We start from the raw sequence: 21113 nt of genomic DNA on the forward strand, positions 1-21113 counted from the left end.
CTGAGGACAAATCTAACGATGGAATGCCCATATAATCGGAACGTTGTAACCCCTCCAAGACTCTGCCTATAAACAAGTGAGCAATATTACTCATAGGCAGTAGTGATAAGTGTAAGCGCAAGTCTCGGAGGGTGAAGGATGCGACCAGAAGCCAATGCCCATCTGTAATGGCTGGGATATGCCCACAGGTCGCGGTATGGATATAGATACTGCAATTAGTAGGATCCTAATGGCAGCGAGTTTAAAGACTACGTGTGCATACAACTCCAAAAGTTGAAGTACGAAAGCAGGGGTTCGTAACCCTGTTCCTATTGACAAAAAGGGTATCCATATCAGGAGCCGTGTGATGCGAAAGTATCAAGCACGGTTTTGAATAGGAGTTCGAGAAGGTGACTTCTCGTCCGACCTTACCTGTCACTCAAAATTTTAGACCCATGAGATATAAATATCATCGCCAAATCCAACCTAAACTTAGTGCCATTCCCCGTCAGAAGTCTCAGGCTAATCTTTACCGAAATTCATATCTACTGGCGGTTGAAAAAAAGCGCCTAACCGAAGAATTGGAGGTTTTACAAAGTCGGAGCCATATCATCGAACAACGACTCGCATTGATTGAAGACCAACTAGGAGAACTAGAAAAAGATGTAACTCAATTATCAGTTCCACCTTCCCCTAAACCTCAAAATAATCTTCCTGTCAATAATCCAGAACCGCCACCTCAATCTAACCCCACCAATTCCAGCCATATTAATACCTTTATGGTTGATTATTAGGAATAATTAAAGGCGGTTTTATGATATAAAAACAGAAATATAAAACCGCCTCTACAGGACTTCTAACACTGCTTTCGGGGATAATTTGCCCTTAAACCAAACGACTCGCGCCGGAATCTCACTAATTTTAACTCCCGCTTTAGCTAAGTTTAAACGTTCGGAAATCGCTAAAATTAAGTGGTCGCATTCAGACTGCCGCACTTGAGAGAATTTCTTTCGTAAATATTCCGATCGCCAATAACCAACTATTTCTAACAGAAACATTCTACCATCAGGATGAACTAACCGAAAATCGGGAATCATCACACTACCAGGAATGGGAATCAAATCGACTTCCCTTTCTAGTCGCCACTCAGTTTTTAGGGAACTCCAACGGTCAGCAAAAGACTCTTCAATCATGCTATCATAGGGTTTACCTGGGGGATAGTGGCTAACTAATTGACAGTCAGAATTGAGGGTGTAACGACCCGTTTTAATTACCTTCGTATAAGGGTCTCGCTGTTGTAGGGTAGCCTGTAGACTCCATTTGGTGACATGGAGTAAAGCTGGTATCATTTTCGCTAAGGCTAACCCATAGCGTGTACTAGCTTTAAATAAGCTGGTGGGTCCGTCTACCGTAATCGTAAATCCATGGTCTGCGTCTCCTTCAATATACGCCATTAACTGAAATAATTTTAAGTACCGAAACAAAAGTTTATATTCTCCGGGGTCGTTACGGTAGGCGTTGATTTTGATCTCACTAGCACGATAAAATATACCCTGTACTTGTGACAAGTTATAACGGTGAATTAAGGCTTCTGGCGTGGGAGTATCAAATTGGGTCAAAATCCGGTTTTCTTGGAGATCTGCATATAGTCCTACTTGAATTTCGGAGGGGAAAACTTCCCGTTTTAATTCGGCGGTTAATTTCAGGGATAATTCCTCTAAAGTTTGCGCGGTAGAATAGGGAGAAGGTATCGATTTAGCGGCTGCGGAAAATACCCTTTCTCGTAACTTTTCGGGGTCGAGAGGGCTGATAATTTCAAAAGTACAAAAACCACTCCTAAGTAAGTGGGCTAATCCTCGTTTGATGCGATAGTTGGGGCGATCTCCTTCTAGGTCTTGGAGTTGGCGGTTTAATTCGCCTTGACTATGGTTGACGCAGTTGGTAAATTGTTCTATGATTTCGGAGGCGATCGCTAAATTTACCTGGTTAATTGGTAATCTCAGGGGGATAATTGTTTCTCCATTTTGTCGATAGCTGAGTAAATCAGTGGGTAACATATCAAGGTAAAGTTAATCGTAAAATCATTATCAGTTTTGGCGATCGCTTTTCTATGGGTGAGGCGGTTGCCTCATTCCCATGGACTAGAGAAATGCGATCGATGCGTAGGCTTGGATTATTTCCAAATTGTCATTAATTTAGCCTCATATTAAAACATTACCACACTACGAATAGACTCTCCTCGGTGCATCAAATCAAACCCTTCGTTAATCTGTTCAAAAGGCAAAACATGAGTAATTAAATCATCAATATTAATCTTACCCTCCATATACCAATCAACAATTTTCGGCACATCAGTCCGACCCCTTGCGCCGCCAAAAGCCGACCCTTTCCAAACCCTTCCTGTCACCAACTGAAAGGGACGGGTACTAATTTCCTGTCCCGCTGATGCTACCCCGATAATAACACTAACTCCCCAACCTTTATGACAGCATTCTAAAGCCTGACGCATAACTTTAACATTACCAATACACTCAAAACTATAGTCAGCGCCACCCTTAGTTAAATCCACTAAATAAGCCACCAAATCACCCTCAATTTCTTGAGGATTCACAAAATGAGTCATCCCAAATTTTTCGGCAATTTCTCGCTTTTGCGGGTTAATATCAACCCCGACAATCATATCAGACCCCACCATTTTCGCCCCTTGAATTACATTTAATCCAATCCCCCCTAAACCAAACACTACCACCTTAGAACCCGGTTCAACTTTCGCCGTATTAATCACCGCACCGATACCCGTTGTCACCCCACAACCGATATAACAAACCTTATCAAAAGGTGCATCTTCCCTAATTTTAGCTACCGCAATTTCTGGCAAAACCGTATAGTTAGAAAAAGTCGAAGTTCCCATATAATGATGAATCATTTTCCCATCTTTGGAAAAACGGCTACTACCATCAGGCATTAATCCCTTTCCTTGGGTTCCTCTAATGGCTTGACAAAGGTTGGTTTTCATGCTAAGACAATACTCGCACTGACGACATTCTGGAGTATATAAAGGGATGACATGATCACCCGGTTTAAGACTTTTTACATCTGGTCCTACTTCTACTACAATTCCCGCCCCTTCGTGTCCTAAAATAGCTGGAAATAATCCCTCTGGGTCAGCACCAGATAATGTATAAGCATCAGTATGACAAATTCCTGTGGCTTTAATTTCCACTAACACTTCCCCAGCTTTTGGACCTTCCAGGTGGACGGTTTCTAGGCTGAGGGGTTTTCCGGCTGACCAAGCAACGGCGGCTTTAACTTCCATAGTATACCTCTGAGTTTATTTGATTATTTAGATTATCATAACTTAGAATCTGGGGATAAATTCATGCCAACAGAGTTGTTGAATCTTCAAATTAACCCGCCTAAATTTACCTTTGTTGACCTGTTTTCCGGTATTGGTGGCTTTCGCATTGCTTTAGAAAATTGGGGCGGTCAATGTTTGGGATATTCGGAAATAGAACCGAATTCTATTCAGGTATATCAACACAATTTTATCAGATATGCTAATCGTGATGAACCCAACCTAGGAGATATGCGATCGCTTCATAAATTCCCCTTTACTGTCGATTTAATCACGGGGGGAGTTCCTTGTCAACCGTGGTCAATTGCGGGAAAACTGCGGGGGTTAGATGACCCAAGAGGTCAGTTATGGTTAGATACTATTCGAGTTATTAAAATTAATCAACCCCTAGCTTTTATCCTCGAAAATGTCAAGGGTTTAACCGACCCCAGACACCGCCCACAGTTTGAGAGTATTCTGGAGTCATTATCCGCCGCCAATTACCATCTAAAATGGCAGGTACTTAATGCCTCAGATTTTGGCTTACCGCAAGACCGCGATCGCGTTTTTATTGTGGGAATACGTCGAGATATTAATCAAGGTCAAAACTTCCAATTTCCCCAACCCTTAAATCAACATCCCCAACTGTTTAATTTTGTGGAAGGGGTCTCTCAGGAAGCCGTCATCAAAAAAAAGTTTTCGCCCCAGGTTTTATTTGGCAACCATATTCCCCCAGCGCGAGGTCGCTTTCAAAAAAATGATGAACTCAATGATTTTTTTCTGTTTTCCGACGTGCGAAATGGACAAACAACCATCCATTCTTGGGATTTAATCGAAACTAGCGATCGCCAAAAACAAATTTGTGATATAATCCTCAAAAATAGGCGCAAAAAAATCTATGGACCTAAAGACGGTAATCCCATTCCTTTAGCAGCATTACAACAGTTAATTGATGATTTACAAGAATCGGAACTTAATCAACTGATGCAAAAACGAATTTTAAGACATATAGAAAATCAGGGTTATGAGTTTGTTAATTCTAAAATATCTTCTGGTATTAACGGAGTCGCCAAAATCTATCTAGCCCACGCCCAAGCGATCGCCACCTTAACCGCGACAGGAACCAAAATATTTGTAGCCACCAAATCCTTTAGTTGTCAGAATCATCAACGATATAAGCAAGACTTTATAAACACCATCTATCATCCTCAAAACTACCAAGAAATCACCGCCAGAGATACAGCAAGATTACAAGGTTTTCCCGATTGGTTTGTGTTACATAAAAAACCCAGTATTGCCAAAAAACAACTAGGTAATGCTGTCCCCGTCCCGGTAGTCCAGGCAATTGCTAAATTATTATTAAATTTCTGGCTATAGGCATCACAGATATGCTATATGTAGCCACCATAACTATTAATTATCCAATAATTGGTCAAGCAAAAACCCCATTAGTTAATCCTTATACAAATTCCTAGATAGCGATATATTTTAATCCCTATGAATGAAAATCCCCCATCTCAAGAAAGCGCCATATCTAAATTTTTCCAGTTTGAGAAACTCCAAACTAACCTGCGAAGCGAAATAGTCTCAGGAGTCACTACCTTTGTGACTATGGCTTATATTTTGGTGGTTAACCCCGATATTCTTTCCAACGCCATTTTTTTAGAAACCCCTGGCGACCTATTCGGAGAAATTGCGATCGCCACCGCATTATCCGCCGCCATTGCTACCCTAATTATGGGGTTATATGCTAACTATCCCTTCGCCCTAGCCCCAGGAATGGGTTTAAACGCTTATTTTGCCTTTTCCGTCGTCCTCAGCCAAGGAATTAGCTGGCGAGTCGCCCTAGGCGCAATTTTCATCGAGGGATTAATTTTTATCGCCCTCACCTTCGGAAATATTCGCGCCCAAATTGTCACCGCCATTCCCAGCGGTATTAAACACGCCACCGCCGCCGGAATAGGTCTATTTATCGCCTATATCGCCCTGACCAAGACAGGTTTAATCATCTCATCCGAAGCTACCGTTACCACCCTAGGCGACCTTAGCCAACCCACCGTATTAATTACCCTAATTGGCATTTTAATCACTGCCGCTTTTGTCGTCCGTCGCATTACTGGGGCTTTATTATGGGGTATTATCGCCACCGCATTATTAGGGTGGATTTTAGGCATTGCCCCCTGGCCGCAAGGTATCATTAGTTTACCGCAATTTCCCGGAGATTTATTAGGTCAAGCCTTCGTTGGTTTGGGAGGAATATTACAGGGTAATTTTTGGCAACTGTTAACAGTTATATTTGTCTTTCTATTTGTGGATTTATTTGATACAGTCGGCACCTTAACCGGCTTAGGGATGAAAACCGGATATATCAACGAAAAAGGCGAACTTCCTAGGGCAAATAAGGCATTTATAGCCGATGCAGTTGGCACCACAATAGGAGGGATTTTAGGCACTTCAACCGTCACAACTTATATTGAATCAGCATCAGGTATTTCCGAAGGGGGACGCAGTGGATTTAATGCCATTACCGTGGCGGTTTTATTTTTCCTTTCCATCCTATTTATACCCCTATTGGCGGGGATTCCATCTTTTGCTACCGCCCCCACCTTAATTATAGTAGGAGTGTTGATGATGGCTAGTGTCCGGTCAATTGCTTGGGACGACCCAGCCGAGTCTATATCGGCATTTTTAACCCTATTTATTATGCCACTAAGCTACTCTATTGCTGATGGTTTAGCGGCTGGATTAATTGCTTATCCAATTCTGAAAACCCTCCAGGGTAAATGGTCAGAAACTACTCTGGCTATGTGGGTTTTAGCTGCCATTTTTTTGTTAAAATTTATTTTAATTGGTGGCTAGTATTACCTCTGTGTTATAATTTAGATGGTGGTTGTATTCTGAACTTAATTACAAGAGATGAACTTCCCTGATATATTCGGTGATTCAACCAATAGTAACCCTAACCCTAACAGTGACCCACGATTTCAATAGTTTGTTGAACGTTTACAACAGGTGGAAGATCGCGATCGCCTAATTCAGGAAACCCTGAATGGGTTACGAAAACACCTGAAAAGCGATCGGATAGTGTTGTACTACTTCTACAAGGAATGGCGCGGACAAGTCACCTTTGAATCACTGCGTTATATCGACTATTCCATTTATGGCTCCGCCGGGGCTGATGATTGTTTCAGCAATAAATATGCTAGACTCTATTTAGAAGGGAGAATATCGGCGATTTCAGATATTGATGAAGCCGACATTGACCCCTGCCATCGTGATTTTCTGAAAAGCATCAGAGTTAAGGCTAATTTAGCTGTTCCCGTGATTAAAAATCAACAATTATGGGGGTTACTAATTGCCCACCATTGTCAAGCTCCGCACTCTTGGGTTGACTCTGAGATTTTAACGATGAAACAGGCGGCTACATTATTATCAGAATCACCATTTTTGGACTAATGCGATTAATCACTGTTTATTGTTGCCTGGTATTTGCTTAACCTCGGCATTTTTGATGTTCACAAAACCTACAATTACAGCCGCGATAGGAATGGATAAAAATAAGCCCAAAAATCCCGCAATTCTCGCCCCCAGTAATAAAGCGAAAAAGATAACAACCGGATTGAGATTAACGGAATTTTGCATAATTCTAGGCATCAAAATATTTTCTTCAATCTGCTGCAATAAAACGCAATAAACTATGACTTGCAAACTAATTAAAATTCCCTTGGGTAAAACAATTATGGCTGACAGAATAATGCCAATGGTCGCACCGACTCCCGGAATTAAATCAAAAACTCCCACTAAAGTCGCCAAAAATAGGGGATAGGGTGCTTGTAGAATTAAATAGACAAAAAAAGCCGAGAATCCAAAAAAAACCGATAAGATTAATCGACCCCTAAAAAAGCCCAAAAAGTTATTTCTCAAAGATAAGGTAAAATCCTCTATATTCGAGGGGAAAAAACTTTGAAAAGATGCCCAAAGTTGTTCGCCATTAAGTAACATAAAAAATGTCACGACTAAGATGATAATAAATTCGACTAAACCCGATAAAATTTTGCCAACAGCCGCCGTCCCAAAACCAAATAAATTCGAGACTTCCTGCTTTAAATCTTCTTGTAAAAAATCCAAATTAACCCTGATATTGGCATTTTTTAGTAAGGTTTCTATTTGGTCAAGCAGATTGACAAAAGAATCCAATAAATCTGGGGCTTGGGTGACAAATTGTTGCAACTCGGAAACTATAGCCAAGCCCAAAGTTGCCAATAAACCTATGAGCAATAATAAGCTAGTTGAAAACACGACTACAACGGCGACAGTATGGCTGGTGTATTTCTGTAGCCATTGGACGGGATAATTGAGTAAAAAGGCAAAAATAGCGGCAAAGACAAAAACAATTATGATGGTTTCAAAATAGGCAATAAATTGGATAAAAGCCCAGCCAAAGGCAAACAGGAGCAAATAACGAACTAAACGAGAATTACTAAAAAAATTCTCAAAGGGTCTACTGGTCGGTTTGCTCATGTGTAAATAGCATTCAAAAATTGAACTATGTAAATATGAATAAAAAGAGTGAATCGGAACTGCCAAAGACAGTTCCGTAACTCAACTAAGTCTTGCGTTTAGCAAGTAACATCCGTTCGACACTCATACTTCCTACTCCGATAATTACCAAACCCATTCCTGAAATTTGCTTGAAGCTCAAAGCCTCGCCAATAATCAGAAAAGCCAGCAAAGCTGTTAGTGCAGGTCCAGAAGTGCCGATAATGGAAGCTAGTGCAGCCCCAGCCGAACGAATAGCGAAGTTATTAAGTAAATAACTTAATAGGGTGAGTACCCCCAAAATCGCCCCACCGATGATAATGGGATTCCATAAATCTGGGTTAACTTCTAACCCGAGATTATCTGGCAATAACATCAAACTTAGGGAACAAAACACAAAAATCGAAGCAAAATTCACCAAACTAAATGGAATTGGATGCAATTTGCCAGCAGCAATTTGAGTGAGTAGGACATAACCAGCAAAGGCAATTCCGGCTCCCAAGGCTGCTAAAACTCCAATTTCGGTATTACCGGCTGCGCCTCCAAAAAAGTTGGGTAGAGATAAAATACCACCAATTAAAATGGTGAACATTGCTCCTATTCTAATTAAACTAGGGCGATCGCCAAAAAGTCCCCAGGAAGCCAAAACGGTAATAATCGGGTAGACAAAGAAGATGGTAATGGCAATCCCGGTAGGAATTTCACCGATCGCAATATAGATACAAACCTGAGACAAAAACAAGAAGAAACCACTACCGATAACCGTTGCCATAAGTTTAGAGTCTCCCGAATTAAAAAATCGGCGAATATCACTCCAAACCGCAGGATACAGAAAAGTTGCTAAAAATGGCATGAGTAGCATTACCACAATCATTCTCAGCAACAGAATCAGTAGAGAATTTCCCAAACCCGGAGTAATCACCCCATCGACCTCAAACAGCCCAAACATAACTTTGGGAGTATCAGAGGTTTTCAGAAGAATCCTCAAACAGACATTAAACAGCGACAGCACCAACGCCGACATCAGCGCCAAAAACAAACCCACCTGCACACTAGAAGGCGCATTAGGAGCCTGAGGGGGTTTAGGTTTATGTGTAATCTTAAGTTCTGACTTGTCACCGGACTCTGGCGGCAATACGCGGGACGAATCTGGCGTTAACTCTTCGGTAGGATTCAACTGCTGTCGCAACCGATTTACCACGGTTTCTAGTAAAGTCTCAACCTGCTGTTCGAGGGTTTGCATATTGCTCAACCGCTCAGATAAATCGCTGTGATAGCTATTTAACTCTTGCTGTAGACCGTGAAAAGTCTGATTAAGACTGCCTTCTAAAACTGCTTCTAACTCCTGGGGAGCCAAATCAGCAGGAGCCTCTGAACTTCCCGACAGCATAGGAGTATCCTCCCCTGACAGCAAAGGTTGATCAGATTCAACTCGTATTTGATTAATACGCGCAATCAGTTCCCGTTGCAAATTATTAGCTAAAATTTGCGCCAGTTGCTTCAGCCACACCCGTTGTTGGGCTAGGTCCCGTTCGGATAAAGTTTGTGATTTTTGGGATTGTAACTCCTGATGTTGTCGTTGCAGGTTTTCAATATCAGCGATCAGACGATCTTTATCCTGCTGAAGTCGTAGGACATCCTGTGATAGCCGATCCCTAAAATTCCGGTGGAAAGCCTCCACCTCTTGAATGACTGCATTTAAGACCTCTTCTGGCGGTCTACTGTCATCATTAACCGAGGGTTGCGGTTGATAGTCTTGTTTCCCCATCAGCGATTAACCTCTAAATCGATCTGAAGCGTGAGAGCAAATTATGTCCCTATTATGCTTGTCTCCCTACTCTGCTCTCAGGCTTACTGTCCACTCATTCATTAAAACAGGAAAGGCACAATCGTACACTTAACTTAACCAGAGGACAGGCTATTAGCCAATATTAGGCAGTTCTTTGTAGGGGCGGGTGTTCGAGTCCATTCAAGGAAAACATGACTGCTGCACCCGCCCTAGGGGCATCGCCAATCCTAGCTTGATATCCTCCCCGCAGGTCTCAGGTCAAGTATTATGGCTTAACGCCCAATCCTTAGCCCAATTTAGGGTTTGCTTCACGGTTTCCATACTATCTGCCTCGCAGTAAAGGCGCAATACTGGTTCGGTTCCACTAAAGCGGATTAGTAACCAACGATTATCGGCTAATCGGAACTTATAACCATCTACGGTGAGACAATCAACTACTTTCACGCCAGCAATTTCTGTCAGAGGGTTATTATCTAATTCAGTGACCAGCCTCTGACGCACATCCATACTGGCTAAGGGTAAATCAATGCGATCGTAAGCTGAACTGAAGTTCACCTGCTGCTGTAGACGGTGATAAGTTTGGCTCAGGTCTTCCCCTGACGCTACCACGGATTCTAGGACATAAAGGGCTGACAGTAGCGCATCCCTTTCGGGGATATGATTGCCGTAACCAATGCCTCCTGATTCTTCACCGCCGATTAGCACGGCATTGGATAACATCCGATCTGCAATATATTTATAACCAATTGGGGTTTCGTACAATGGTAGGTTAAACATTTCTACTATCCGAGGAATTAGGTCAGAACCACTCACGGTTTTGATCACTTCCCCAGTAAATCCCCGTCTGGTTGATAGGTGTTCTAGCAGAATCGGAATTAGAACCTGGGAACTGAGGAAATTTCCCTGGCCGTCGACTGCTGCAATACGATCGCTATCTCCATCAAAAACAAGCCCCACTGTCACCCCATTAGCTTTGGGAGTATGGCTTTTAATCTGTCGGAACAGTTCGGACAAATAGCGAGGTAGGGGTTCCGGTGCGCCGCCACCAAACAGCGGGTCGCGATCGCTATTAATTTCCTGTACACCATCGCCAATCAGTCGCCCCAGTCCTCCAGCCGCCGCACCGTGCATGACATCAGCAAACACGGTTAACTTTCCAGAGGCGATCGCCTCTGTAATGGCAGCCATATTCACTTTGGCTCTCAAAGTTTCACAATATCCCGGCCAAGGGTCGAAGGACTCCAAACTACCAGGAGTCTCAGCCAATGGAAGAGGCTTATCTAAAAGGCTTTCAATCTTTTGGGTCACATCAGGATTTACTGAACCGCCAAATCCACCCTTAACCTTTAGTCCCAAATATTTACCGGGATTATGGCTGGCGGTAATCACAATCGCCCCTAAAGCCTGCTGTTGATAGGCTGCCAGACTAAAAGCCGGAGTTGGTGCATAGCTGTTACTGAGTTTAACATCAAACCCCGCCCGTTGAATTGCGGCGGCAGCATCACCAGCAAACTCCTCCGCCAAAAAACGGCGATCGTAACCAACAATTATAGTTTTATTCCCTGTATCCCCAAAGGTTTCTTGTAGCACCATTGCCGCCAACGGAGCCACTAACCTAACTCGTTCAAAGGTAAAATCATCAGCAATTACGCCTCGCCAGCCATCAGTACCAAATTTAATGGGTTGAGTCATTGGGTTATCCTAGCTAGAAAGCTGCAAAACTATGCACCATCCTGGTGATGCTATAAGTGATGCTGTACCCGCCACTCATGCCAGACTATGGTGCGGGCTTCTCCCACGGCGCGAGTATTACCTCTGGTTAGCCGATTCGAGCTTTTTATAGTGAGAAATACGCCTAGCCCCACTAAGGTTGATTATTGTTTTGGAGGAGGGAGGCTTTCCTTTGAAAACCGCCCCCCGCCACCAGGGAAACAGGGAACCGAGGGCAGACCGTGTATTTCTCGTCAGCCCTTGAGCATACCCTATCATGGGAAAACCAACCCAGCACCACTTTTCCGTAGCCCACACCCCAAGACAGATTTTACAGGCGGGTTCCTAGGCGCGACTCTATTTCCACCCAGGCTATTCGTGAACCCGCCCCTAATTCAGATCGGGTTGGGGTATCAAATCAGTTAAAACGAAGGTTGGTGACGGATTAGATTCAAAAATTCTTCCCTGGTCTTTTGATCATCTTGGAAGACACCAATCATGGCACTGGTCACTGTCCAAGAACCTGGTTTCTGCACCCCTCGCATTGCCATACACATATGACTTGCTTCCATCACCACTGCTACACCCTGGGGTTCCAAGACGCTTTGGATAGCTTCGGCTACTTGTCGGGTCAGACGTTCCTGCACCTGGAGGCGACGGGAATACATCTCTACCACACGAGCCAGTTTGCTTAATCCAATCACCTTTTGGTTAGGAATATAAGCTACATGGGCTTTACCCATGAAGGGTAGCATATGATGTTCACACAAGCTAAAGAAATTAATATCCCTAACTAAAACCATCTCTTCATGTCCTTCGTCGAAGATGGCATCATTTACCAGTTCTTCCAGGGATTGACTGTAGCCGTTAGTCAGAAATCGCATCGCTTCGGCGACTCTTTTCGGGGTTTTCAGCAGCCCTTCCCGTTCCGGGTCTTCCCCTACCCCTAACAAAATAGTTTCTACAGCACCCATCATTTCCTCTTGAGTCACTTCCCTTCTACCCAGGTTTTCCGGGCTTCCGTGCCAAGAAGAACTCCGATCCGGACGGGTGGCAATGCGGCTGGAGCTATCTACATTTTTCATGCCATTAGGATTAGATGTATCGGCAGAATTCAAACTGTTTGAGGATGCGATAGTCATAATAATTTGAAAACAATTCAGAACAAAGTGAAATGGTTAACAGAATCACGCATTTAGAACGTACCGATATTGGGCATTAAAATCAGTTCGTCAATGGTAGCTTCTGGCGGTAGTTGAACTATGTGTACAACTGATTGGGCAACGGTTGACGGCGTTAACATCGCACTGCGATCGAAATCAGCGTCCACAGTTTCTGTATCCCATAAACCAGTATTTACAGACCCCGGACATAATGCCGTTACTCTGATTCCATAGGGTCGTTCTTCCATGGCTACGGCTTTTGATAGCGCCATTAATCCAAATTTGCTCACACAATAAGCGCCCCAGTTGGGGAATACTTGCTTACCACCAATGGAAACAATATTGACTATGGTTCCGCCACCTTTTTCTCGCATTCCTGGTAATACGCCTTTAATACATTCAAAAACACTGGTCAAATTTAAATCTATAATCTTTTGCCAGTCTTCTAAGGGTGTATTAGCCAAGGATTCAGTATAGCCCATGCCTGCATTATTCACTAGAATATCAAAAGGGCCAAAGGCGGCGGAAATCGTGGCAATTTGCGCGTGAACTTGGTCGGTTTTCGATAAGTCTAAGGCGTAGGCTTTCGCTTCTACTCCCGCTTTTCTTGCCGACTCAGCTACCGCTTCCAATGCTTCTAGCGATCGACTCACTAACGCCATATGAATGCCAATATCTGCAAAGGCTAGGGCAATTTCCTTGCCAATGCCACTACTGGCCCCTGTAATTAGCGCTCGTCGTTCTGGGGGTGAACTCATTTACGGTTGTATTGAGGTTTGCTTGGTTTTAACTGATGTAACAACTGCTGCAATTGCTGATTGTGAGATAATTGTTAAAATTTGTTACTCAGACATTATATCTCTATCAATACAATCGCGCAAAATTTTGACCCAAAATACCTGAAACGCCTCCCTGACTTATGCCGGAACTATCTCTGAAAATACCCCGATCTGGCGGAATTTCTGATAGCGCATTTCTCGGCGCTGCTCTGGGGTTAAAGACATTAATTCACCCAAAGTCCTTACCAGACATTGCTTGAGCTTTTCAGCGGCCTGTAGGGGGTTGCTGTGCGCTCCCCCATCGGGTTCTGGTACAATCTGATCGATAATCCCTAATTCTCTTAGATCAGGGGCAGTAATTTTCAGAGCCTGAGCGGCTTGGGGCGCTTGGCCTGCATCTTTCCAAAGAATGGCAGCACAAGCCTCTGGGGTGGCTACTGTATACACAGAATGCTCCAACATTAATAGCTGTTCCCCTACTCCTATACCTAAAGCTCCCCCTGATCCTCCTTCCCCAATTACTGTGCAAATAATCGGAACATCTAGGCTAAACATTTCTCTTAAATTATACGCGATCGCCTCCCCTTGACCTAATTTTTCCGCATCTACCCCAGCCCAGGCTCCGGGAGTATCGATAAACGTTAAAATTGGCATACCAAAGCGGTTGGCGTGTTCCATTAGTCGCATCGCCTTCCGGTAACCTCCCGGAGCCGCCATGCCGAAATTACGAGCCACATTATCTTTAGTGTCTCTACCCTTTTGATGGCCTAGCATGACTACCGGTTGATTTGCTAAACGCCCTACTCCCCCCACTAATGCCGGATCATCATACCCTCGGCGATCGCCATGCACCTCCATCCACTCATCACTCATCGCTTGGATATAATCTAACGTGCTGGGACGACGAGGATGCCTCGCTAGTTGCAGACGCTGCGAAGGCGACAGACTGCTAAATATTTCCTGTCTCAGTTGGGTCGCTCGGCTTTCTAACTGCCTAATTTGATCGGAAACATCAACCCCATTTTCCTCCGCCAGTTGGCGAATTTGATCAATACGAGCCTCCAGTTCGGCTAGGGGCTTTTCAAAATCTAGTAAAATTGGTTTGCGCTTGGGTGTGGCCACGCCTCAATTAACCTTTAGTAGCGAGTAAGTACAATCTTTTGGTGACGCACCCGGTGCTGAGGTGGGAGCGAGTTTACCACTTCCCCCTACAGCCCAGGCTTCCTGTTTGAGCCGCCGTTGCCTACCTTGGACTAGCCAATTTTTGGTCTTACACAGCGTCTAGCTTTTATACAAAAGTTCGCCCACCACGGCTACTATTTTGCTCCGATTACCCCTAATTCTACCACCAATTCGCATCAGACCCCCCTCGATACATCTCTTTTTGAGACCCTCCCCTCAGAATTACTCTTCTAAATCGGGTTTCTGGGTTTTTGAGCGGGCGCAATTGTCACATAAACCATGCACTGTCACTTCGTAACTTTCCGCTACTAAACCTGACCCCAATTGACTAAGATCTACTTGCGAGAGTTTTTCCCAAGCAATATCTGCGATCGCTTTACACTCCCGACACTGAAAATGGTGATGCGGCGCGACATTTCCATCATACCGGGCTATCCCCTGCTCCAGCAACACTTCCCGCACTAACCCCACTTCCTTTAGTAGCTGCACAGAAGTATAAACCGTCGCCTGAGAAGATACCGGAAAATCCTTATTTAAATCTGTCAGTAGTTGTTCCGCCGTGGGATGGTCAGCACGAGACAACAGATTAGCATAGATCGCAAAACGCTGAGGAGTTACCTTTAAACCTTTCCCCTTCAGCCGTTTGACAATTTCTGTTTGCTCTAGTCCACTCTCCATCTCAGATCGCTATTGGTCTCAGTTTTTTCTACTCATGCCCCATTATATCTGTTTCTAGTCCAGAGTCAACTTGAAATCAGACTCATTCTTAAAATAGTTATAAATACTCATTTACAAATCGACAAATCAGAATTATTCTGAATTAAGAACATTTTTAGTAAATTACCTCAACAAACTATGGTTATCGAAAAAGTACCCGACGTTGTATTTAAAACCCGCGTTCGTGACGAGTCCGTAGGTGGCCCTAACCCCTTCCGTTGGCAAGACCGAACCACCCAAGAAATTTTTGGCGGCAAGCGAGTTGTCGTCTTCTCCCTACCTGGTGCTTTTACCCCTACTTGTTCCTCCACCCACCTACCCCGCTATGAGGAACTCTACGATGAAATCAAAGCTCAAGGAATTGATGAGATTGTCTGCGTTTCGGTTAATGACGCTTTTGTAATGTTCCAATGGGGTAAACAACAAGGGGCGGACAAAGTCTTCTTACTCCCTGATGGTAATGGCGAATTTACCCGCAAAATGGGGATGTTGGTTGATAAGTCTAACCTCGGTTTTGGAATGCGTTCTTGGCGCTATTCTATGGTCGTTAACGATGGCAAAATTGAAAAAATCTTTGTTGAGCCAGACTTCGGCGATAACTGCCCCACAGACCCCTTTGAAGTCTCTGATGCTGATACCATGTTGGCTTACCTGAAAGGTTAATCCTTCAAACCCCCCTAATGCTCAGGGGGGTTTCTCTAAATTTCCCCTTGACATTTTCGGGGATTGGAGTTAAGATAGTATCATGGGAAAATGTGCGCGCATATATAACCTAACCCCCAATTAAAGCCCCCAGACCATTGCGTAGGGCTGGGGAGAAAAGTCGCCAAGTATCTGTGAGTTATAGGCGCTGTTGCAATTGATTTTTCGATCGCACAGCCGGGGGGAAACCGGGTTGAATTTTCAGAGCCTGGTCATAAGCATCGATCGCCTCGTTATTCCGCCCCATTCTTTCCAAAACCAAACCCCTATTCACCCAAATCAAGGGATCTTGAGGTTGAATTTCCTGGGCTCGGTCAAAGGCATTGAGCGCCTCATCATAGCGTCCTTGATGACTCAAAGCGATCGCCCTACCCACATAAGATTGATGGTCATTAGGGTTAATATTCAAAGCCTGATCAAAAGACTCAAGGGCTGCATTAGCCTTAGAAGAAGCCATTGACGTATTTCCTTCAGCCTGTAGCGCCTGACTCCACTGGCTGAGAGCAAACCCTCGATCTCGTAAAGCCGGGACAAACGAAGGCCGCAACTCAATCGCCCGGTCATAGGCGGCGATCGCCCCTTCAAAATCTCCCCGACCACCAGCCAGGATAGATCCTCGATTATGCCAAGCTAGATGAGACTCTGGCTGAACTTCAATAGCGCGATCTGATATCGTCACCGCCTCTTCAGTACGTCCCAGGGGAGAAAACAAGACATTGCCCTTTTGTAGCAAGGCTTGAAAGTGATCTGGGTTAATTTCCAAAGCCTTCTCATAGGACTCTAAAGCCTGTTCATGGCGGCCTAACTTACTCAGTACAGAACCGCGTTCGACCCAAATTTCTGCCCGTCGAGGTTGTTCTCTCAAAATATCATCATAGGTAGCCAGTGCTTCGGAATACACCTGCGCCGCCTCAGCCATTTTTCCCTGATATTCCAGAGCGATCGCCTTACTTTGCCAAACACTAGGAGCAGATGGCCTAAGAGTTTTCGCCTGATCAAAAGCCTCCACCGCCTCATCGTATCGCTGCAAACCAATTAAAGCAATACCCTTACCATGCCAAGCCCTAGCATAATTAGGATCAATGGCGATCGCCTGTTCATGAGTATCTAAAGCCTTCTGGGGCTCTCCCATTTGATAAAGTAATGTTCCCTTACTCGTCAGCAAATCAGGGTTGTTTGGGTCCAATTCCAGAGCTTTTTGATAATCTACCAAAGCGCGATCGTGCCTTCCCAATTCCGCCAAAGCATTCGCTTGACCCGCCCAACCTGCCGCATGATTAGGTTGAATTTCAGTAGCGCGAACAAACATATTGCGAGCATCTTCGGCGCGAGCATCGTTTAACAGTTGATTACCCCGTCGCACATAGTAAGCAGGTCTAAAAGTCGGCACTACTAGCTCAAACAATCCCAAAAATACCAGCAACCCAGCCAAAGCCGCCCCCACATACCACCCTTTTACCGATAACCCTTTGGAAACCGTTGTCGGATTGGACTTAACCAGAGTTGGCAACTGCGCCACACCCGGACTAGGTGAGGGTGCAATAGTTGGAGCCAAATTATTTCCCACCGCAGTCCCCGCCATCGTTTGTTGTCTGGTCTCTTCCCCCGAAATATGTCCCCCAGTGGCGGGCGGGCGCACTTGAGTCGCCGCCACTACTCCCCCTGCATTGGTGAGCATAGTTGGGTCATTTACCACCTGTTTAAGCCGTTGCACGTCAGCCAAAACCTCTGCCGCCGACTGATAGCGATCGACCAGATGAGATGCCACCATCCGATCTAAAATAGCAGTTAGCCCGTCACTAACACAGGCTTTCGGCTTCCAGATTGATTCTCCCGCCTGATCTCGTTCTAATTGGTGAGGCTGAATACCTGTTAAAGCCCTAATTGCCGTCATTCCCACCGCATACAAATCGCTACTAAAATGAGGTTTCCCCTGAAGTTGCTCCGGTGGCGAATACCCGTATGTACTGATAGCAACCGTCAAATTAGAATCACTACCCCCGGCTGCTTTTTGAATTTGTTTGACCGCCCCAAAGTCAATCAGCATCAACTTTTGATCTGCATTGCGTCGCATAATATTAGACGGCTTAATATCTCTATGGATCACGTTTTGCTGATGCACATAATCCAAAATTGACAGAATATCCTCCAAAAAGTCAATTACCTGGGCTTCTGTCCAATGGCTGCCAGGGGGTAGCTCTTCTGTTAGTGGTTCCCCCCTTACTAACTCCTGTACCAGATAAAATTCCTGGTCTTCTTCAAAGTAAGCATACAATGTCGGGATTTGAGGATGGCGAGAGCCTAAGCTATGCAACACTTGAGCCTCACTGTTGAATAGCCTTCTAGCCGTTTGTAGGGTTCCTGGATCAGTAATTTGAGGTTTGAGTTGCTTAACGATACATTCAGGGTTTCCAGGCAACTGACTATCCTCGGCCAGATAGGTCTGGCCAAATGATCCTCCTCCAATCCTTTGTAGTAATTTGTAGCGCCCACCAATAACTTTAGGAAGCATTCAGTTTAGCCTCAAGAAAATTTCAGATTTTGACACATTTTAGGGGCAGGTCGGGTAATTTATCGCTATACTATGGCATTGGTAGTCATTATAGCAGGTTAAACTAGTGCTGAAAACCACCTGGGTTCCCCAAATTTATCCCCAAAACATTGTGATATGCTCAAAAAAGCGACTTTATTAGAAGCCATTGCCGGTAAAAATCGAGGTTTACTGGCTACAGAGAGCGACAAAACTGCTATTCTCTCTGCGATCGCTCAATTGGAAGATTATAACCCCACACCTCGACCTGTAGAAGCAATTGAGTTATTAGATGGCAATTGGCGACTACTTTACACCAACAGCCAAGAACTTTTGGGAATTGACCGCTTTCCTTTTTATAATTTGGGGCAGATTTATCAATGTATTCGCGCCCGCACTGGCAAAATTTACAACATTGCTGAAATTGTCGGTATCCCCTATTTGGAAGGCATGGTTAGTGTGGCTGCCCGATTTGAAGCGGTTTCTCAAAAGCGAGTTCAGGTTAAATTTAATCGTTTTGTCATCGGCTTACAACGCCTGATATCCTATCAATACCCTAATCAGTTTATTGATGAAATTGAATCTGATAAAAAGTTCTTGGCTGTAGATTTTACCCTCCAAGAACAGCAACAACAAGGATGGTTAGATATTACTTATTTGGACGAAGATATGCGGATTGGCAGAGGTAATGTCGGGAGTGTTTTTGTCCTCACTAAAGTTAATTAATACCCGTCTCCCCTACTATGATGACTCTGAAAATTGCTGGTTTTGGGGTTATTTTATGCTAAATGAATGCCATTTTTTCGGTATTATTAATAATCAATTATTGATACTATTTAATGGTTATTAATGGTTACGGTTTCTCCTGTGGTTACAACTGCACCAGTGATAACTTTAGCAATGACTCCAGTTTGAGCGTGTCCGAATTTGGCGGAGAGTTGAGACAACAGAGGAATATCACGATCGCCTGTATCTGGGTTAACATCAATATTCATACAGCGACCAATAGGGGCGATTACTTCCACCAAAGCCGACCCCAATTTGAGGCGATTTCCTACCCAGTTAAATTCCGACCAAGCCGGAATATTATCAACTATAAAATTCCCTCGAAAACGGCGCGGATCAATGTAATTAACCCCAACTTTTTCAGCAATATCATCGAGGGTAGCCTGAGAAATAATCGAAATCTGTCCTTGGTCACGGTCTTGATAGCGAGTTTCCCCGGTAGTGCTTCCCACCAAACGCACAGGACTATATTGGGGATGTCTAGCAGAGGGACTAGGGCTGAGAGTTTGTAGATATTCACTGAAAAAGGCACTAATGCGATCGCGTCCGGTTTCAGTCCCTACATTAGCCGCCACTAACAATTCCCCATTTTTGGTAATTTCCAAAGTCTGACTGGTAGTATCATAAGCACAATTGAGACTAGCTAAGTGTCCCCAATCATTTTGAACAGCAAAATGCTTTTTTGATAGCCAGGGAGTCAGCGGTTGCGCCTCTCCCATATCTGTAAACATCAAAGCAAATGCGCGATCGCCAAAAATGCCAAAGTTTTCCACCAATTGGACGCGATCGCATACTTGCGCGGTCAAACCCTTAACAGGATGTACAAATATTGTCTTAATCTTCATAACCTACCCGACTCCATCAAACTCCATCAAACCATATAAAAACCATATCAGATAGCCCGTCATGAAAACCTTAAATAATGAGCGCCCTTGGCTAGTTATAGCGATCGTCTTTCTGGGTGTGGTAGCCATCTCTACGGGGTCAATTTTCGTGCGTTTAGCCATTGATGCAGCGGGGCTGCGGGGGGTAGGGTTTAGCTTGCTAATATCTGCCTCCCGGCTATCTATTGCGGCTTTATTGCTAACCCCCACCTGGGGGAGAGTTTCCTGGCGCACCTATAAACGAGAGGGGATATTCTACGCCATTGCTGCTGGGATATGTTTAGCCAGCCATTTTGCTGTCTGGATAACTTCCCTATCTTATACATCCATTGCGGCATCAACTACTATTGTGACTACCAGTTCTATTTGGGTAGCGGTGTTATCTTGGCTATGGTTACACGAAAAACCTGGGAAAGCCACCATATTAGGAATGACGATCGCCCTGAGTGGAGGTATGATTATCGGTTTAGCAGATGCTAAATTACCCACAGTAGCGTCTAATCCGATCGCCGGGAATGTTTTAGCCCTAATGGGTGCGATCACCGCCGCCCTTTATCTGATGTTAGGAAGAGAAGCACAACAGCGGGGACTATCCCTAAGTGCATATATAGCGATCGCCTATACTCTAGGAGCGATGATTTTGCTACCCCTACCTCTACTATGGGGAGTTAACTATACTGGTCATTCTCCCACAGTCTATTTTTATCTAATCCTGATGGGATTAGTGCCCCAACTAATTGGCCACACCAGCTTTAATTGGGCGGTTAACCGTACTTCCCCCACCCTAGTAACACTGGCTATTTTACTCGAACCTGTGGCGGCGAGTTTTTTGGGCTATCTGCTATTTGCAGAAGTTCCCTCAATGCGATTAATATTAGGAGCCATAGTCATTCTAACCGGAGTGGCGATCGCTACTATCGGCAAAAATGCCTCTAAAAGTGAATATAGCCCATAGGAAACGGCAAGCTCCTAAACTTACAGCCGAATTATGGCTAAATCAAGGTTAAGGAACACACTAC

General features: G+C 44.3%; 18 protein-coding genes. 7 read left to right on the forward strand and 11 right to left on the reverse strand.

Annotated features, from left to right (window positions below):
- Window positions 1–389 precede the first annotated feature (389 nt).
- Entirely contained in the window at window positions 390–773 is a 384-nt protein-coding gene (locus P5674_RS13840) for a sugar ABC transporter ATP-binding protein (RefSeq protein WP_234933422.1), read from the forward strand.
- 51 nt (window positions 774–824) lie between these two features.
- Here the strand turns inward: P5674_RS13840 and P5674_RS13845 are convergent, their stop codons facing one another.
- Window positions 825–2036 (reverse strand): DUF790 family protein, encoded by a 1212-nt coding sequence (locus P5674_RS13845; protein ID WP_315670043.1) that lies wholly within the window; start codon window positions 2034–2036, stop codon window positions 825–827.
- Window positions 2037–2185: 149 nt separating this feature from the next.
- Window positions 2186–3295: an S-(hydroxymethyl)glutathione dehydrogenase/class III alcohol dehydrogenase gene (locus tag P5674_RS13850; RefSeq protein ID WP_006618504.1), complete on the reverse strand. Its 1110-nt coding sequence runs from the start codon at window positions 3293–3295 to the stop codon at window positions 2186–2188.
- A 63-nt stretch (window positions 3296–3358) separates the two neighbouring features.
- On the opposite strand from P5674_RS13850, the gene P5674_RS13855 reads away from it, so the two are divergent.
- The 3 genes from P5674_RS13855 to P5674_RS13865 all read left to right on the forward strand — a co-directional run bounded on the left by P5674_RS13855 (window position 3359) and on the right by P5674_RS13865 (window position 6769).
- A complete protein-coding gene (locus P5674_RS13855; RefSeq protein ID WP_315670044.1) occupies window positions 3359–4690 on the forward strand; it encodes a DNA cytosine methyltransferase in 1332 nt (443 codons plus the stop codon).
- A gap of 120 nt (window positions 4691–4810) precedes the next feature.
- Window positions 4811–6172, forward strand: coding sequence for an NCS2 family permease (locus tag P5674_RS13860; RefSeq protein WP_006618502.1), 1362 nt, complete (start codon window positions 4811–4813; stop codon window positions 6170–6172).
- A gap of 153 nt (window positions 6173–6325) precedes the next feature.
- Window positions 6326–6769, forward strand: a complete 444-nt coding sequence (locus tag P5674_RS13865; protein WP_014276843.1) for a GAF domain-containing protein — start codon at window positions 6326–6328, stop codon at window positions 6767–6769.
- A gap of 9 nt (window positions 6770–6778) precedes the next feature.
- Here P5674_RS13865 and P5674_RS13870 read toward each other — a convergent pair whose 3' ends face one another.
- The 7 genes from P5674_RS13870 to P5674_RS13900 all read right to left on the reverse strand — a co-directional run bounded on the left by P5674_RS13870 (window position 6779) and on the right by P5674_RS13900 (window position 15153).
- On the reverse strand, window positions 6779–7834 hold the full coding sequence (locus tag P5674_RS13870) for an AI-2E family transporter (RefSeq protein ID WP_014276844.1): 1056 nt from the start codon (window positions 7832–7834) through the stop codon (window positions 6779–6781).
- Window positions 7835–7919: 85 nt separating this feature from the next.
- Window positions 7920–9620, reverse strand: coding sequence for a DMT family transporter (locus tag P5674_RS13875; RefSeq protein ID WP_014276845.1), 1701 nt, complete (start codon window positions 9618–9620; stop codon window positions 7920–7922).
- Window positions 9621–9899: 279 nt separating this feature from the next.
- Window positions 9900–11333 carry a phosphoglucomutase/phosphomannomutase family protein gene (locus tag P5674_RS13880; protein ID WP_062945935.1) on the reverse strand — a complete coding sequence of 478 codons (1434 nt, stop codon included), beginning with the start codon at window positions 11331–11333 and terminating at the stop codon, window positions 9900–9902.
- 440 nt (window positions 11334–11773) lie between these two features.
- Entirely contained in the window at window positions 11774–12493 is a 720-nt protein-coding gene (gene folE, locus P5674_RS13885; protein WP_006618497.1) for a GTP cyclohydrolase I FolE, read from the reverse strand.
- 53 nt (window positions 12494–12546) lie between these two features.
- Complete coding sequence (locus tag P5674_RS13890) at window positions 12547–13272, reverse strand: SDR family oxidoreductase (RefSeq protein WP_014276846.1); 726 nt, start codon at window positions 13270–13272, stop codon at window positions 12547–12549.
- A gap of 159 nt (window positions 13273–13431) precedes the next feature.
- Complete coding sequence (gene accA / locus P5674_RS13895) at window positions 13432–14415, reverse strand: acetyl-CoA carboxylase carboxyl transferase subunit alpha (RefSeq protein ID WP_014276847.1); 984 nt, start codon at window positions 14413–14415, stop codon at window positions 13432–13434.
- A 282-nt stretch (window positions 14416–14697) separates the two neighbouring features.
- On the reverse strand, window positions 14698–15153 hold the full coding sequence (locus P5674_RS13900) for a Fur family transcriptional regulator (protein ID WP_006618494.1): 456 nt from the start codon (window positions 15151–15153) through the stop codon (window positions 14698–14700).
- Window positions 15154–15330: 177 nt separating this feature from the next.
- On the opposite strand from P5674_RS13900, the gene P5674_RS13905 reads away from it, so the two are divergent.
- Window positions 15331–15855, forward strand: coding sequence for a peroxiredoxin (locus P5674_RS13905; protein WP_006618493.1), 525 nt, complete (start codon window positions 15331–15333; stop codon window positions 15853–15855).
- A 178-nt stretch (window positions 15856–16033) separates the two neighbouring features.
- Here P5674_RS13905 and P5674_RS13910 read toward each other — a convergent pair whose 3' ends face one another.
- Entirely contained in the window at window positions 16034–18406 is a 2373-nt protein-coding gene (locus P5674_RS13910; protein ID WP_043468604.1) for a serine/threonine-protein kinase, read from the reverse strand.
- A gap of 156 nt (window positions 18407–18562) precedes the next feature.
- On the opposite strand from P5674_RS13910, the gene P5674_RS13915 reads away from it, so the two are divergent.
- On the forward strand, window positions 18563–19150 hold the full coding sequence (locus P5674_RS13915) for a PAP/fibrillin family protein (RefSeq protein ID WP_006617519.1): 588 nt from the start codon (window positions 18563–18565) through the stop codon (window positions 19148–19150).
- Between the two features lie 110 nt (window positions 19151–19260).
- Here the strand turns inward: P5674_RS13915 and P5674_RS13920 are convergent, their stop codons facing one another.
- Window positions 19261–20055, reverse strand: a complete 795-nt coding sequence (locus P5674_RS13920; protein ID WP_315670045.1) for an MOSC domain-containing protein — start codon at window positions 20053–20055, stop codon at window positions 19261–19263.
- Window positions 20056–20116: 61 nt separating this feature from the next.
- Between P5674_RS13920 and P5674_RS13925 the strand changes: the two genes are divergently transcribed.
- A complete protein-coding gene (locus tag P5674_RS13925; protein WP_315670046.1) occupies window positions 20117–21049 on the forward strand; it encodes a DMT family transporter in 933 nt (310 codons plus the stop codon).
- The last annotated feature ends 64 nt before the right edge of the window (window positions 21050–21113 follow it).

This window comes from Limnospira sp. PMC 289.06 (genome assembly GCF_032350395.1).
Lineage (GTDB): Bacteria > Cyanobacteriota > Cyanobacteriia > Cyanobacteriales > Microcoleaceae > Limnospira > Limnospira platensis.

Excerpts from the sequence above, each read along its gene's own strand:
- P5674_RS13890 (WP_014276846.1), bottom strand. The coding sequence starts at position 13,272 with ATGAGTTCACCCCCAGAACGACGAGCGCTAATTACAGGGGCCAGTAGT.
- P5674_RS13870 (WP_014276844.1), bottom strand. The coding sequence starts at position 7,834 with ATGAGCAAACCGACCAGTAGACCCTTTGAGAATTTTTTTAGTAATTCT.
- P5674_RS13855 (WP_315670044.1), top strand. The coding sequence starts at position 3,359 with ATGCCAACAGAGTTGTTGAATCTTCAAATTAACCCGCCTAAATTTACC.
- P5674_RS13925 (WP_315670046.1), top strand. The coding sequence starts at position 20,117 with ATGAAAACCTTAAATAATGAGCGCCCTTGGCTAGTTATAGCGATCGTC.
- P5674_RS13850 (WP_006618504.1), bottom strand. The coding sequence starts at position 3,295 with ATGGAAGTTAAAGCCGCCGTTGCTTGGTCAGCCGGAAAACCCCTCAGC.
- P5674_RS13915 (WP_006617519.1), top strand. The coding sequence starts at position 18,563 with ATGCTCAAAAAAGCGACTTTATTAGAAGCCATTGCCGGTAAAAATCGA.
- P5674_RS13845 (WP_315670043.1), bottom strand. The coding sequence starts at position 2,036 with ATGTTACCCACTGATTTACTCAGCTATCGACAAAATGGAGAAACAATT.
- P5674_RS13875 (WP_014276845.1), bottom strand. The coding sequence starts at position 9,620 with ATGGGGAAACAAGACTATCAACCGCAACCCTCGGTTAATGATGACAGT.
- P5674_RS13905 (WP_006618493.1), top strand. The coding sequence starts at position 15,331 with ATGGTTATCGAAAAAGTACCCGACGTTGTATTTAAAACCCGCGTTCGT.
- P5674_RS13880 (WP_062945935.1), bottom strand. The coding sequence starts at position 11,333 with ATGACTCAACCCATTAAATTTGGTACTGATGGCTGGCGAGGCGTAATT.
- P5674_RS13910 (WP_043468604.1), bottom strand. The coding sequence starts at position 18,406 with ATGCTTCCTAAAGTTATTGGTGGGCGCTACAAATTACTACAAAGGATT.
- P5674_RS13920 (WP_315670045.1), bottom strand. The coding sequence starts at position 20,055 with ATGAAGATTAAGACAATATTTGTACATCCTGTTAAGGGTTTGACCGCG.
- P5674_RS13900 (WP_006618494.1), bottom strand. The coding sequence starts at position 15,153 with ATGGAGAGTGGACTAGAGCAAACAGAAATTGTCAAACGGCTGAAGGGG.
- P5674_RS13860 (WP_006618502.1), top strand. The coding sequence starts at position 4,811 with ATGAATGAAAATCCCCCATCTCAAGAAAGCGCCATATCTAAATTTTTC.
- folE (WP_006618497.1), bottom strand. The coding sequence starts at position 12,493 with ATGACTATCGCATCCTCAAACAGTTTGAATTCTGCCGATACATCTAAT.